Origin of the sequence: Treponema bryantii NK4A124, from assembly GCF_000421345.1 — a bacterium.
GTDB lineage: Bacteria > Spirochaetota > Spirochaetia > Treponematales > Treponemataceae > Treponema_D > Treponema_D bryantii_B.
In genome coordinates, this window is record NZ_ATWV01000003.1 from 278,354 (window position 1) to 293,723 (window position 15,370).

Here is a 15,370-nt window from a genome sequence, read left to right on the forward strand (position 1 = left end):
TTATTTAGCACTGTTCATTTCAAGATAAGGTTTTGTATATACTGCATCAGAAACTTTTTCAAAAACAACATTTCTGATTGTTATCTGAGTCTGCTCGTATTGAACCTTACCACCTATTTTTTTACCTTTGAGATTATCCTGTATCAACATAGATACCGGAATTGAATAATTATTCTCTATTGCCTTTATCAGCTGATAAGATGGAATGGCTGTTGTACGAAGTTTCTGTCCGCTCAATGAATAGTCTTCCTTCTTGCGCACAAGTCCATCATCCTTTGTTACCCAGAGTTTGAGCATAGGATAATCTACACTGTCTACCTTTGCTTTAAGAGTAAAGAGTACACAATTCATTTTTCCAAGAGTTACTTCTTCTGCTTTTTCTATTGAATAATCCCTTGCATAATGCTGAGGAGCAAAGTCCGAGTTATTTGCATTTGTATTCTGGAACTTATCTTTTGCACTTGTAAAGGTAAAGCGTTTATCAGCCGGATCAAAGAACCAGATATTGTTATCAAACTGGAGATAACCCTTTCCTTTTTCTTTTGCAGGTCCTGTTACAAGAATTGTCCATGAACCTGTTTTATCACGGCGATACATAACAGCTTCTGTAACATTCTGTCCTTCACCAGGCTTATTCTGGACTACAGTATAGTTTCCTTTAAAATCAGTTTCATAAAAAGCAGTATTATTCTCTGCCCTTTTTAGCAGACTTTCATATTCTGCCTGGCTTAAAGCCCAGCTTTGACAGATTCCGAGAACAAAAAAAGAAAAAAGAAGAGCTGTAATATAACGATATCCGTGTTTTTTCATATAAAAATCTCCATAAAATGCAATTAATTCTATTCTGTAACTGCCAGAGCCTCACATGGAGTAACAGAAACAGACTTCTTAACTGCAAACATAACAGCTATCGTTGTAGTTACAACTATAGCCGCAAAAATCAATACAAAATATTCAAAAGAAATAATTCCCTTCATCTTACCATTAACAAGGAAAATATCAAATGCCGGAATAAATGAAAAGTTTATGAGGCCTGTTACTGCATTTAAGAGAATTGAGAAGAAAAAGCCTGCAATACAACCAGCAGTCAGCAGTAAAAGAGTTTCCGTCATAAGCATTCCGTAAATCCTCATTCTCTTCATTCCTATTGCTTTGTAAATACCAATTTCGTTTATACGCTTCATGGCAATAACTCGGAAGGTAGAACTTACGCCTGTAACAATTATGATTAAAAGCATTACGATAACAAAGGCTACAATAGCCTTCATAGCATCAATAATTATCTGTATTTCCTGAAGATTTGCACTTAGCTTGATAAGGGCATAAGGCTGATTTTCCCTGTAAAGACAATTGTCATAATACTCCTGCTTATCTTCTACAATTTTATACATATTAAACTTTTCAGAAAGAGCAGCCTGATAAGTATCCAGTTCTTTTCTTGAAGGAGTTCCGTCTGGAAGCATTATCCCAATTCGATTACAAAGATGTTCCGGATATCCATAAGCCTGACAAAGCAAGGATTTATCCATATAAGAAGTATACATTCCAAAAAGACTGGAATCACGGAAGATTCCTTTTACAATCAGGGGAACGGTATTTATCTGCCATCCTGAATTACGCAGCATAAAGGTAATTTCATCACCAGTATGTACTTCCAGCATTTTTGCTATTGGCTCAGAAAGTAATATTCCGTTTGTTCCGTAAAGCCCTTCTGCAGAACCTTCAACATAATTAAAGCTGTCGAAAAGCTTTTTCTCTTTTTCAAAATTTACGCCTTTAATTACCCTCTGTCTAACGCCGGTACCTTCAAAATAAAAGGCAGCATAATCAGCATCGAGCTCATAACGTTCTGCAATAATTGAGTTTTCAGGGAAACATGAAACGAGTTCTTCTGTATTGGAAACAGGCTGATCTACACCCCAGCCTCCTATAAACTGCAAGTCTCCGGCATAATAAATACGTGCCTTATCTTCGAGTGCAGAAAGCATACCATTTACAGCATAGAGACAAAACAATGAAACTGCTACTCCAAAAAGGCAGGCACAAAATAAAGATGTATATTGTTTTCTGCGATAAATAAGGGAACGTAAGCCCATTTTCAGTTCATCTGTCATTTTGCCCCCGAAATTGCATCTACAGGGCTAACCTTAAGAGCATTAATTACAGGATAAATCCAGCCTAATAAAGCAAGGGCCAGAACCAGAATAAAGAGCTTAATAACATTTCCACTGCTTACATGAACACTTATGGCCTCTGCACCAAAAAGCTGTACAAGAAATGAATTATGAAGAACTATATGAGCTTTATTTATAAAATGTGTACCTATATTACCTGCAAGAACTCCAAGAATTCCGCTTGTTATAGTCAGAATGAGGTTTTCTGTCATACACTGAAGTGAAATAAAACGCTTTTTTGCACCTATAGCCCGAAGAGTTCCAATTTCACGCGTTCTGTCCAGAATATTAATTACCAGAGTATTATTTACAATAATAAAACCGGCTGCAAGTACAATAACAATGCCAATATTAAAGATTTTACGCATCCAGAAAAGATAAAGAGCTGTACTTCCGGCAGCATGACGCCAGTCTGCAACCTGTACCGGCCAACCGTTTTTCCGGAAGATTCTGGAAATCTTTTTCATAATTCTCTTTGTATCTTTTGCATCTTTTAATCTTACTATCAAATAATTCCAGCTTGTACTTTCTGAAAGATCTTCTGAAGTAGTTTCTGTTACAATTTCCTCCTCCTCAGAAGAGTCTGTCTGGATTAATGCTTCATCATAATCAGAAACATCATCAAATAAATCATCAAAATCTGAAAAATCGTTATTTTCGGTAAAAAGATTTGTTGCTTCTTCACTAAGATTATATGAATCTGATGAAAAGACTTCTGTGATTCCCAGAAGTGAGCGGATAGTTATAGGATCTGCAATAACAAAGCGGCCAAAAATCTCGTTATAGATTTCATATTCAAAGACTGCCGTTACATCTGCAGCACGAATTTTGTAGTTTGGTCCGTCTGAAACTATAAACTGAACTGTAGAGCCTACATCAACGCCAAGCTTTTCTGCCATTTGAGAGCAAAGCATTACACCGCGCTGTCCGTGTTCATAAGGCTTTCCCCTCAAGAGGTGAATAGATTTCATTAAAGAAAGATAAGGCTCTCCCTCTACTCCAAAAACATAGGCAGGAACTCTGTTGGCACCGTCGGAACGTTCTGCCATAGCTGCTCCGGAAATCTGACCTGTTGTACCGGCAACTTCCGGCATAGCTTCGATGGTTTCTATGATTTTTTCGTAGGGAACAATTGTACTTAGAGTGGTAAGTTCGCCGGTTACAGGAGTTTCATCTCCAAAAAGACTCTGCTGAAACTTTGATTTTGGACGAATTATAAAGTCTCCGGTGAAGCTTGCAACATAGTTAGTCTGTACGCCCTGCTCTGTACTGTCAAAAACAGCATTGGCAAGGCAAAAAAGACTAACTGCAAAAGTTATAAAAAGAATTATAACAAGAGAAGACCGTCGGGAAATTACGTTTTTTAATGCAAGCTTAAGGAGCAAAGTATTCCAGCCTTATTTCTTTTTGCTTATTTTACCGCCATCCCATGCTGTCTTAATTTTTCCACTTGCTTCAGGATCCTTTTTAATATTTTCAACAGCGTTCAAAAGGAAGGCTACAAAAACTAAAACAAAGAATGCAGCAAAAACAAGAATAACTAATTTCTTAAGACGTCCAAGAGGTTCAAGAAGAATAAATGGTTCACCAGCTGAAGTCAGGAAGCCTGAATAGGTTGTTCTAAAGTTCTTAATCTGAACCTGTGTATCTTTAAGCTTCTGTGTAGAAGATGAAGTATCGTCAGGCATAACAAGAGCAAGAGAATCTTCTGCCGCTTTATCGATTGCATCAATTTTTGGGAAAAGATAATTTTCAATCTCTTTAGTTGTATCATTTGCCATATCAGCAAGCATCTGATTAGCAACAGCAACATTTGTTTCAGGTACTGTTATAGTAACTTTAAGTTCAGTCTGCATTGGAGAGATTTCAACCTTAAACATTTTGTTTTTTACAAGGCCCTGAATAAATCCGTTGTACTGGTATGGTGTCATTTCATCTAAATCTACGCCAAAAGGATTATACTTTTTAACTTCCTGGGCTAAGAATGTAAGACGAGTCATATTATAATTTGCAAGGCTTACAACGATTTTCTGTCTCTGATCATTAAAACCAAGCTGCTGTTCAATTGATGGTGGCAATGAATCTATCTGATATGTATATTCGATTGTAACTTCATGCTTATCCGCAGATTTCATGAGTTTTGGTAATCCGAATAAATAAAAGATACCAAGGATGGCAACTAAAATAGTACCTGCGATAATCATAAATCTGTGCTTGATAAGTACAGAAAACAAATCAATAAGGCTGATTTCATCATCTTCAGCTAACTGTGTATTATTTTCAAATTCGCTCATAATGATTTATTATACCATCTTCGCTTAATCTTTTCTATATAAAAATCAGCAGGAATACACTTTCATTGATTCCGTTTTTCCGCGGATTTGGGTTTCTGCAACAAAGGTCAATTCAGGAAAATTTGCCAGTTTTTCTGCTGAAGCTTCGGAAATCAAAAGATCTGTTGTATAAGTTTTACAAAGAGATTCAAGACGGCTGGCAGTATTTACAGTATCGCCTATTACAGTATATTCCATACGGGTTTCTGCCCCGATTGTACCTGCAAAAACAGGGCCGGTATGAATACCTATTCCAAATCTAATTTCCGGCAGACCATCTTTATTAAATTCTTTATTGATTTCTATAAGAGCTTTTCTCATATCAAGGGCTGCTTCAAAAGCATCTTCTGCACTGTTTTGAGAGGCAACCGGTGCTCCGAAAATTGCCATAATAGCATCGCCTATATACTTGTTTATAATTCCATGATGATTTGTAATACAGTTTCCAAGAGCCGTAAAATATCTGTTGAGAAGTGACACAACATCTGCTGCAGCCATCTTTTCACTCATAGCAGTAAAGCTTCTGATATCACAGAAAAGAACAGAAACTTCACGGGTTTCGCCACCAAGAGCTTCTCCCAATGAAGCTTTTCCCGCACCAGACATAAGATAGTCCCTTACTTCCGGATCCACAACCTTACCAAAGGTATCCCGCATAAACTCTTTTTCTGCAAGGGAATCAGCCATATCATTAAAGCTGTCGGCAAGTTCACCAAGCTCATCTGATGTAACTATACCTACCCGGCTTTTATAGTCCCCCTTCTGAATCCTTTTTGAAGCTTCCGTAAGATTTTTAAGCGGATTCAATATCAGTTTTGAAAGACTGATAGTAATAACAAAGGCAATTATCATAAGAAGTACAGATACAATAATTACCCCGCTATGCAGCTCCAGTCCGTTATTAACCTGAACAGAAATATAACTGGAAAGGAGAATTACTACAGGAAAAAGTGAAGATACAATATAACAGAAAAGCATAAGATGCTTAAAGGATGGTCTGAATGAAAAGCCGTTTCTGCTTATATGACCTTCCGGGAAGACCTTTGGCAATAATATAGTTCGATTTAAAATCTCAATTGCAAGATAAGAAAGGGTCCAGGCTGTCATGCCGGAAAAAAGGGCAAAAGCCCAGCTGGAAATAAGAATTGCTTTAATGTAAATTCCAAACTGGGCTCGGGCATAAAGAACAAAAGGAATTTCAATGAAATAGTAGAGATTCCAGCCAATTACAGAAGAAAGTGAAAAAACAGAAGGAATCTCTGCTACGTTTTTTACTATTTTTTCATCTGATTTGAAAATACGATAGGAATAAATAATACATACCAGGGTTGGTACAAGAAAAGCAAAAATCATTGCAATCGGTGCGAGATTATTATGAGCAAGAAAGTCTTCCCAGATCCGGTTATTCTCTTCATCCAGAACAGGAATTGAAATAAGCTCAGGAACCATAACGGCAATTACGTTTGATATTAAAACTATAAGGCCGTATATGCGGGTCATCTTTGCTATAAACTTTTTATTTAATTCCATGATTTTATTATATCATACTATTGACACAAATCAAAGTTTTCTATATTCTAATTTTCCGTAGTCGCAAGACTTGAATGAGAAATCACCCGCGGGAGTGGTGGAATTGGCAGACACGCCAGACTTAGGATCTGGTGCTTCGGCGTGAGAGTTCAAGTCTCTCCCCCCGCACTTTAAGACTACAAAAAGATTTTTGCGGAAATAGCTCAGTGGTAGAGCGCCACCTTGCCAAGGTGGATGTCGCGGGTCCGACTCCCGTTTTCCGCTCGATTAAAGGCGTTTGCCTGTAATACAGAATAATGCGGAAATAGCTCAGTGGTAGAGCGCCACCTTGCCAAGGTGGATGTCGCGGGTCCGACTCCCGTTTTCCGCTTAAATCTTATATAGAGACGCAATTTCTTGTGTCTCTATTTTTTTGTAAATCACATTAGCCGTGCGCGGCTTTCACAGGAGACAAAAGTGAAACTCAAGAAAGAATTTAAAACTCTTGAAAAATCGGCAGTTGAGCTTACTGTAACAATTGAAAAGGCAGAAGTAGAGAGCGCTTACAAATCAACACTTGCAAATTATGTAAAACACGCTCAGATTCCTGGTTTCCGTAAAGGTCATGTACCTCAGAATGTTTTGGAACGCAAATACGGAGACTCTATCAAAGCCGACACAATCGGAACTCTTATTGACCAGTCATTCGACGAAATCTTCAAGGAAGAAGTTGATAACCGCCCTCTTCCTTATTCACAGCCAGTTATGGACAAGGCTCCAGAACTCGATATGACAAAGGATCTTACTTACACAGTTCACTACGACGTATTCCCTAAGGTATCCGTAAAAGACTTCTCTGGCGTAAATGTAAAAGAGCCTCAGGTAACTATTTCGGATAGCGACCTCGCTGATGAACTTAAGAGTATGCAGGAAAGAAATGCAATGGTTATCGAAAAGAAGGATGCAACTGTTGCAAAAGATGATATCGTAACAATCAACTATTCTGAACTTGATGATGATGGAAACGTTATTGCAGGTACAGAACGCTCTGACTTCGTATTCACAGTTGGAAGCGGCGAAAACATCTATAAAATTGATGACGAAATCATCGGTATGAAAAAGGATGAATCTAAGGACATCACAAAGAAATACAAGAAGGATGATCCTGATGAAGAACTCGCCGGAAAAACAAAGAAAATCCGCGTAACAATTAAGGCTGTTAAGCTTCGCGACCTCCCTGCCCTCGATGATGACTTTGCTCAGGACTGCAACGAGAAGTATAAGACTCTCGATGATATGAAAGCTGACATCAAAAAGAACATGGAGCTTGCTGCAAGCCGCCGCGTAAAGGAAATGAAAAATAACTCTCTCCTCGAGCAGCTTGTTGAAAAGAACAAGTTCGATATTCCAGCATCTATGCTTCAGGCAGAGCTCGATGGCCGCTGGAGAATGATGGCTCAGCAGTTCCAGACAACTCCAGAACAGCTGGACAAGATGATTACTGCTTCTGGTCAGACAAAGGAAGCTATGCTCCAGCAGTGGACTGGCGACAGCGAAAAAATGCTTAAGAGCCGCATCATCGTAGACTGCCTCATCCGTGACCGCAACATCAGCGTAACTCCAGAAGAAATCGAAGCACAGTATGCTAAGATTGCTGAAGAAGGCGGAATGACTGTAGAAGAAGTTAAGAAGCACTACGAAGATCCTCGCGCTAAGGAATATCTTATTGACGACGCTAAAGAAAACAAGCTTTACGACGAAATCTATAAGGAAGTAAAGGTTTCTAAGGGCGATAAGATGTCTTTCAAAGACCTCTTTGCTAACTCAGGAATGGCTTATTAATAGTATAAACAGGTGGTTTCGATACGATGCTTCGCATCACTCAACCACCAGTTATAGAAAAATACGGTGGTTGAGTGCCGCGCAAGCGGTTTATCGAAACCACCGTATTTTTTTAACTTATTCTACTACCCAATTGCTCGAAAATTCAGTATATTTATAATGATACACTTGTTGTAAAATAAAGGGGATTTTATGAACGAACAGATGAACACACTGGTTCCTTACGTTGTTGAAAAAACAGGAAACGGAGAACGCACTTACGATATTTTCTCAAGACTCTTAAAAGACAGAATCGTATTTATTGACGGAGAAATCAACGATGCAATGGCAGACCTCGTTGTAGCTCAGATTCTCTTCCTCGAATCAGAAAATCCTGAAAAAGATATAAGCATTTACATCAACTCTCCAGGAGGAGCAGTTACAGCAGGCCTTGCAATTTACGATACAATGAAATATGTAAAATGCGATATTCAGACAATCTGTATGGGTCAGGCTGCAAGCATGGCCGCAATTCTTCTTGCAGGCGGAACAAAGGGTAAGCGTTATGCCCTTCCTTCAAGCCGTGTTATGATTCACCAGCCACGTGGTGGAGTTGAAGGTCAGGAAAGTGATATCAGCATTCTGGCTAAAGAAATCATCAGATTAAAGAAGCTTTCTATAGAGTATCTTGCTAAAGATACTGGCAAGAGCACAGACAAAATTGCAGAAGATATTGAGCGAGACTTTTTTATGTCAGCACAGGAAGCAGCTGATTACGGCGTAATCGACCAGGTTATGCCTGCACGTAAATAAAATACCTCACGTCATGCTGAACTTGTTTCAGCATCTCGTCAAAATAGATTCCGAAACAAGTTCGGAATGACGTTAGGTTTGGAGAATAATATGAAACGATTTGGAAGCAATAATGACGTATTCTGCTTTTTCTGCGGAAGCACAGCCGGTAAAGACCGCAAGCTTATTACAGGCCCAAGCGGAAATACTTTTATCTGCGATAAGTGTGTAGCAATCTGTCAGGGAATTTTAGATCAGCAGGAAGCAGATGTAACTCCTATTGAACTTAAAGATGTACCTACTCCACGTGAGTTTAAGGAATATCTTGATTCTTACGTTGTAGGTCAGGAAGAAGCAAAAAAGACACTTTCTGTTGCAGTTTACAACCACTATAAAAGAATGTCAGTTTCTGCAGCAGCTCAGGCCGCAGAGGACGCTGTAAAAATCGAAAAATCTAACGTTCTTTTGATTGGACCAACAGGTAGCGGAAAAACACTTCTTGCCCGCACTCTTGCACAGCGCCTTAAGGTTCCATTCGCAATCGCAGATGCAACAACTTTGACTGAAGCCGGCTACGTTGGAGAAGATGTTGAAAACGTTCTTTTGAAACTCATTAACGCCGCAGACGGAAACATTGAAGCCGCAGAACGTGGAATTATTTTTATTGATGAAATTGATAAGATTGCGCGCAAAAGCGAGAACACTTCGATTACACGCGATGTAAGCGGTGAAGGCGTTCAGCAGGCACTTTTGAAGATTATTGAAGGTACAGTTGCAAGCGTTCCTCCTCAGGGCGGACGAAAACATCCAAACCAGGAAATGCTTCAGATTGATACAACAAACATCCTCTTTATTCTTGGAGGAGCCTTTGTTGGTCTTGATAAGATTATTGAACAGCGTGTTTCCTCTCACGCAATGGGCTTTGGCTCAGAAGTTGGCCAGATGTCTGATGAAGACAAGATGAAGCTTTTGAATCAGGTTACTCCGGATGACCTTGTAAAGTTCGGTTTGATTCCAGAGCTTATTGGTCGTATGCCTATTACCTGTGCCCTCAAAGAACTCACTCGCGACGATCTTGTAAACGTACTCACAGAACCTAAGAACGCAATTACAAAGCAGTTCCAGGCTTCCTTCAACATTGATGATGTTAAGCTTGTATTTGAAAAAGAAGCCATAGAAGAAATTGCAGACGAAGCAATCCGACAGAAAACCGGTGCGCGTGGTCTCCGCACAATCGTAGAAAAAATGCTTATGGACGTAATGTTCAAGATTCCTGATATTAAGGGAAAGAAAACCTTTACCGTTACAAAGAAGATTGTTCAGGGTAAAGAAAAGAACATTGAAAGTCTTATAAAGACAGACACAGCTTCTATCGAAAGCGCATAGGCTCATAAGCTACGCGAGGCTCTCCTCCATGGCAGATGTTTTTTCTAACCTTTCAGAAAACTTAAAGCAAAGTCTCACAAATCTCGGAATTACTTCACCTACACCTGTACAGGCAGAGGTAATTCCCCGCATTATGCAGGGCGAAAACCTGCTTTTTGAATCTGAAACAGGAACCGGAAAAACCTTTGCTTACCTGCTGCCCCTTATCAACAGGCTGGAAACTCTGGATGACCACCAGCGGGTGCGAATTATTGTAGTTGCCCCGACCTTTGAACTGGCATCACAAATCAACTCGGCCTGTAAATCAGTTACTACTCACAAATCTGCCCTTATGATTGGAGGGGCTCCTCTTAAACGCCAGATTGAAACTCTAAAAGAAAAACCTGAAATCATAATTGGAACTGCTGCCCGCCTTGTTGAGCTCATTCATCTTAAAAAGCTTAAGATTGAAGGCCTTATGGCTGCAGTTTTTGATGAAACAGACCGCCTTGTAAAAAAGGAATCTGTAGAAGATACATCTAACTTCCGTAACCTTCTCCCGGCCGGCACTCAAATCATTGCCTGTACCGCAACTCTAAGCAAACAGACAAAAATCTTTTTTGCCGATGCAAAAAACGTAGTTATGCCTCCGGAGGATGTACTTCGAAAGCGCATTACCCACTGGGCAATCTACGCAGAAAACCGGGATAAAATTGACACGCTGAGAAAATTCCTGGCTGCTGAAAATCCTACAAAGGCCCTCATTTTTACTTCCCGCGCAGATCAGGTTGAAAACATTTACAATAAGCTGACTTACAAGAAAGTTGCCTGCGCTGCCCTTCACGCTAAAACCGACAAGCAGAAGCGTAAGGCTGCCATAGACCGCTTCCGCAGCGGAAAAGAAAAAATCCTCATTACAAGCGACCTGGCTGCCAGGGGCTTGGATATTCCAGAAATCTCACATATAATTCAAATGGATTTTCCACAGGATGAAGATTTCTTTATCCACCGAAGCGGACGTACTGCCCGTGCCGGAAAATCTGGAATAAATGTCGTTATCGGAGACGAATGGGAAATGCGGCACTTTGCCCAGCTTGAAAAAAAACTCGGCATTACCGTTTATCCAAAGGAAATTCGCAGCGGTAAGGTTGTAAACCCTGCTGTATACGATGATGATAATCAGGATTAAAAAATGTCAGAAAATAAAAAAATCAAAATTGCAATAGATACCCTTGGCGGAGACCATGGAAAATCAGGCTTCGGCTCTTATATATTATATTTTATTTCAAATCTTCCAAGAGATTTTCTCTCTCAGCACAATATAGAACTTGAGCTTTTTGGTACTGAAGAAGACCGCTACACCTATACTTCCGGAACGGATATTCCTTATTCTGCAATTAAGTTGCTGGAAACTCCAAAGGCCCTTCGTCGCTGGTATAAATATCATGCCAACCGCTTTATCAAAAAGCACGGCTACGATGCTGTTATTTACCCTAGTGCAAACAAAATGCTGCCTCGAAAATTCAAGGGACACACTGGAGTCGCAGTAATCAACAGCATCATGTCTTCGGACATTTCCGAAATGGACAGAAAGTCCCGACATCAGCTGAAAAAAGGAATTCTTCACGCTCATAAACTGATTGCTGCTTCTAATTTTATAAAGGATGATTTAGTAAAGCTTGGTGTTGCTGCTGAGAAAATCAATGTAATCCATAACGGAATTGACCATAAGCTTTTCTTCCCTATGGCAGATATTTTTGAAGATGAAATTGTAGATATAAAACCTTTTGCAATTAAGCGTCCTTATTTTGTTTATGGATCTACTCTTTCAAGCCCTGAAAAAAAACACATAGAACTCATCAAAGCCTTTGAACTTTTTAAAAAAAATACTGGTGCCCCACACCGCCTGGTTCTGGCAGGAAACGACGGACCTTATGCAGAAGAGATTCACAAGGCAGCCTTTGATTCTCAGTTTGCAAGTGACATTTTTCTTACAGGCTTTTTCCCTCATGAAAACTTTGCCCGCCTTTACGGTGGTGCAGAAGCCTGCCTTTTTCCTTCTGTAAACGAAGGAGTCGGACTTCCAATCCTCGAAGCAATGGCCTGTGGAATCCCGGTAATTTGCAGCGACAAGGGGGCGTTAAAAGAAATTGGTGGCACCGCTCCCCTCTACTACAATCCGGATAAAACAGATGCCATAGACCAGCTGGCCCTGAATATGCAGAAAGTCACAGAAGACAAAGAACTCCGCGATAACATGATTACAGACGGCATTGTCTGGGCCAAAGATTTTAACTGGGAAGAAACGGTTAATCAGACTCTGGCAAGTATTTTTAACTTTTAATACAATTAAAAAACTACTATATAAATTCTCTTTAAATGATATGCAAAATTCGGTATAATTAAAAGACTATACATTGAGGTGAATTGTGTTTTTAAAAAGTCTTGATATACATGGATTTAAATCTTTTGCAGACAAAACTCACATTGATTTTGCAGAGGGTATTACTGCCCTGCTCGGACCAAACGGTTGTGGTAAGAGTAATGTTGTAGATGCAATCAAGTGGGTACTGGCTGAACGCAATTCTAAAAATCTCCGTGCAGAAAAAATGGAAGACGTTATTTTTAACGGTACAGAACGTCGTCCCGCCCTCAATACTGCAGAGGTTACCCTCACTATTGCTAACGACAAGGGCCTTCTCCCTCTCGATGAAGAAGAAATTGCAATTACCCGCCGACTTTACCGTTCAGGTGATGCTGAATACTTTATCAATAAACGTCCTGCAGGACCTACAGAAATCCGCCGTCTTTTTATGGATACCGGTGTCGGTAAGGCAGCCTACTCTGTTATGGAGCAGGGAAAAATTGACCAGATTCTTTCAAGCAAACCGGAAGACCGCCGTTATCTTTTTGAAGAGGCCGCTGGTATCAGCCGCTCTAAGGCAGAGGTTGCAGAAGCAGAACGAGAGCTTGAGAGAACCCGTCAGAACATGACTCAGATTGAAATTGCCATGGGAGAAATTAAACGTCAGTACGACACTCTCAAGGTTCAGTCTGAAAAAACAATAAAATACCGTCAGTTCAAGGAAGAAATCTACAGCTGCGAACTGGACCTTACCCTCCTTCGACTTAAAAACTTTGTAACAGACAAGGCCCGCCACGAAGAAGAACTCAAACATGTTCAGGAAAAACGCGATAAGGTTCGTCAGGAAATCGAAGAAATCAATAACACAATTTCTGAAAACATGGACAAGGTTAAGGCCATGCAGGATGAGCTTTATACAAAGCAGGCTAATCTTCTTGCAATCGGCCAGGAGAAAAACGGTAAGCTGGAACTGATTAAACAGCAGAACCAGCAGGCCCTTTTAATGAAGGAAAAGCTTAATGCTCTCGAAGGCCGTCGTGCCGCAATTCAGGAACGCATTGATACTGTTCAGGAAGAAATTGACGAAAACAATGCTGTACTTCACGAAAAGAATAAGCAGCTTAATGATATTAAAGCAAACATAGAATCTTTCAATAAAAACATTGAAACAAGCAGCAGCCAGATTACAGACAATGACCGCAAGGCAGAAACGCTGCGCCAGCAGATTACAGAGCTGGAAGAAGAACGTGCAGAGCTTCAGAAAGAGCTTGCCGCTATCACAGAAGACATTGTTTCAATGCTTGATGCAAAGCTTAAGGATGCAGGTTTTTCTGAAGGTGCCCTGCGCCTTGCAAAGGAAGAACTCGAAGAAAACTTTGCAAAGCTTAAGATTTACCTTGATGGTCGTAAAAACATTTTCTCTGACCAGGCCGCCAAAAAACTTAATGCAGACGAGGCTGCAAAGACAATCCAGGAATCTGTAGAAGCCTTTGAAGAAGCCGGCCGCCAGATGCAGGCCCTCGAAGCTTCACTTAAAAAATATCAGGATGCATCTCCTGCCTTCATTACAGAGTTCCTTTCACCGGAAGGTATCATGACTAAGAAGCGCGGTATTGATGAAAAAATCAATCAGAACCGTGCCAAGGTTGATGATATCAATAATCAGATTAAAGAGCTCAATTCTCAGAACAGCGAACTCACTGCAAAAATCAACGAGTACCGAGACACCCTTCAGAAGCTTAAACTCAATGAGATTCAGATGCAGGAACAGATTACTGCAAGCCAGAATCAGATTGGTGTTTTGAACCGCCAGCTCACAAGTGAACAGGCAACCTTGCGTGACACAGAAGACGAACTCTTTGCAGAAAATAAACGAGCCGAAGAAATCAACGAGCAGATTCAGACCTATCAGGATGAGCTTGCAGAAATTGAATACCGGGGTAAAAAGCTTGCCGATGAAATGAATCAGCTTGATGAAGAGATAGCCAAGGCTAACAAGAGCGTTTCAGGCAAGAGCGACACCCTCGACAAAAAGCGCGAAGAACAGAATAAATATCAGGAGCAGTACGAGCGCCTTTCACTTTCTTTGAATTCTGCAGACAATGACATTCGTAACGTTAAGCAGAACTTCCAGGATCAGTATTCACGAGACCTTATGGAATTTGAAGAGCGCATGTACAAAATTACAACTCCAGCTGCCGAGCTCCGCGATAAGCTTTCTGAAGCAAAAAAAGCCTTCCAGTCTCTGGGCTCTGTAAACCTTATGGCTCCGGAAGAGTTCAACGAAGTAAAGGAACGCTACGAGCGCCAGCGAACAAACTACGAAGATACTCAGAAGTCTCTTGAAAACCTCGTTCGTGTAAGTGAAGAAATTAAATCTAAATCTGCTGAAATGTTCCTCGAAACTTACAATCAGATTAAGAAGAACTTCCACAATATGTTCCGCCGTCTTTTCAACGGAGGACGTGCCGAACTCAAGCTTGCAGATCCTGCAAATATCTTATCTTCAGGTATTGATATTTATGCTCAGCCGCCTGGAAAGAAACTGGAAAATATTGCCCTCCTTTCCGGTGGTGAAAAAACAATGACTGCGGTTGCCCTTCTCTTTGCAACTTATCAGGTTCGCCCTAGTCCATTCTGTCTTCTGGACGAGATTGACGCCGCACTCGATGACAAGAACGTTTCTTCTTTTGTTACTGCACTTGAAAGCTTTGCGAGCGTCAGCCAGTACATTGTTATCACCCATAACAAGAAAACTGTAATGGGTGCTTCAACAATGCTTGGTATTACAATGGAAGAGTCCGGTGTAAGTAAGATTATTGCCCTCCGTCTTGATGAAGATATTAACCGGGGTGCTGTAATAGATCATAATCAGGACAACTTTGTTGACGAAGATGTTCCTGATGAGGAAGGTGTTGTACTTCCACCTCGTCCTCCAAAACGGGACAAGTCTTAAACTAACTAATGTTAGTTATTAAGGTTATATAATGGATTTCAAAGGGATTTGGAAA

General features: G+C 40.3%; 11 protein-coding genes and 3 tRNA genes. 9 read left to right on the forward strand and 5 right to left on the reverse strand.

The window, feature by feature from the left end:
- The 5 genes from G626_RS0104410 to G626_RS15390 are packed head-to-tail and all read right to left on the reverse strand — an operon-like array spanning position 1 to position 6,037.
- The gene (locus G626_RS0104410; protein ID WP_022931582.1) at positions 1–810 is read right to left on the reverse strand and encodes an outer membrane lipoprotein-sorting protein; all 810 of its coding nucleotides are present in this window, start codon (positions 808–810) and stop codon (positions 1–3) included.
- 29 nt (positions 811–839) lie between these two features.
- Entirely contained in the window at positions 840–2,114 is a 1,275-nt protein-coding gene (locus G626_RS0104415) for an ABC transporter permease (protein ID WP_022931583.1), read from the reverse strand.
- Positions 2,111–3,559: an ABC transporter permease gene (locus tag G626_RS0104420; protein ID WP_022931584.1), complete on the reverse strand. Its 1,449-nt coding sequence runs from the start codon at positions 3,557–3,559 to the stop codon at positions 2,111–2,113. Before G626_RS0104420 ends, G626_RS0104415 begins: the two co-directional genes overlap by 4 nt.
- Before the next feature lie 12 nt (positions 3,560–3,571).
- The gene (locus G626_RS0104425; protein WP_022931585.1) at positions 3,572–4,468 is read right to left on the reverse strand and encodes a Wzz/FepE/Etk N-terminal domain-containing protein; all 897 of its coding nucleotides are present in this window, start codon (positions 4,466–4,468) and stop codon (positions 3,572–3,574) included.
- A 45-nt stretch (positions 4,469–4,513) separates the two neighbouring features.
- Positions 4,514–6,037 (reverse strand): adenylate/guanylate cyclase domain-containing protein, encoded by a 1,524-nt coding sequence (locus tag G626_RS15390; RefSeq protein WP_022931586.1) that lies wholly within the window; start codon positions 6,035–6,037, stop codon positions 4,514–4,516.
- An 88-nt stretch (positions 6,038–6,125) separates the two neighbouring features.
- Here G626_RS15390 and G626_RS0104435 point away from each other — a divergent pair.
- From G626_RS0104435 to G626_RS15395, 9 genes are all read left to right on the forward strand, one after another.
- Positions 6,126–6,205, forward strand: a tRNA-Leu gene (locus G626_RS0104435).
- 24 nt (positions 6,206–6,229) lie between these two features.
- Positions 6,230–6,301 (forward strand) — tRNA-Gly (locus G626_RS0104440).
- Between the two features lie 34 nt (positions 6,302–6,335).
- Positions 6,336–6,407, forward strand: a tRNA-Gly gene (locus G626_RS0104445).
- 86 nt (positions 6,408–6,493) lie between these two features.
- Entirely contained in the window at positions 6,494–7,858 is a 1,365-nt protein-coding gene (tig, locus tag G626_RS0104450; protein WP_022931587.1) for a trigger factor, read from the forward strand.
- Positions 7,859–8,050: 192 nt separating this feature from the next.
- A complete protein-coding gene (gene clpP, locus G626_RS0104455; protein WP_022931588.1) occupies positions 8,051–8,650 on the forward strand; it encodes an ATP-dependent Clp endopeptidase proteolytic subunit ClpP in 600 nt (199 codons plus the stop codon).
- Positions 8,651–8,740: 90 nt separating this feature from the next.
- Positions 8,741–10,015: an ATP-dependent Clp protease ATP-binding subunit ClpX gene (gene clpX, locus G626_RS0104460; protein WP_022931589.1), complete on the forward strand. Its 1,275-nt coding sequence runs from the start codon at positions 8,741–8,743 to the stop codon at positions 10,013–10,015.
- A 28-nt stretch (positions 10,016–10,043) separates the two neighbouring features.
- Positions 10,044–11,183, forward strand: a complete 1,140-nt coding sequence (locus G626_RS0104465) for a DEAD/DEAH box helicase (protein WP_022931590.1) — start codon at positions 10,044–10,046, stop codon at positions 11,181–11,183.
- A 3-nt stretch (positions 11,184–11,186) separates the two neighbouring features.
- Complete coding sequence (locus tag G626_RS0104470; protein ID WP_022931591.1) at positions 11,187–12,338, forward strand: glycosyltransferase family 4 protein; 1,152 nt, start codon at positions 11,187–11,189, stop codon at positions 12,336–12,338.
- Between the two features lie 85 nt (positions 12,339–12,423).
- Positions 12,424–15,315: a chromosome segregation SMC family protein gene (locus G626_RS15395; protein ID WP_022931592.1), complete on the forward strand. Its 2,892-nt coding sequence runs from the start codon at positions 12,424–12,426 to the stop codon at positions 15,313–15,315.
- Positions 15,316–15,370: the final 55 nt, after the last annotated feature.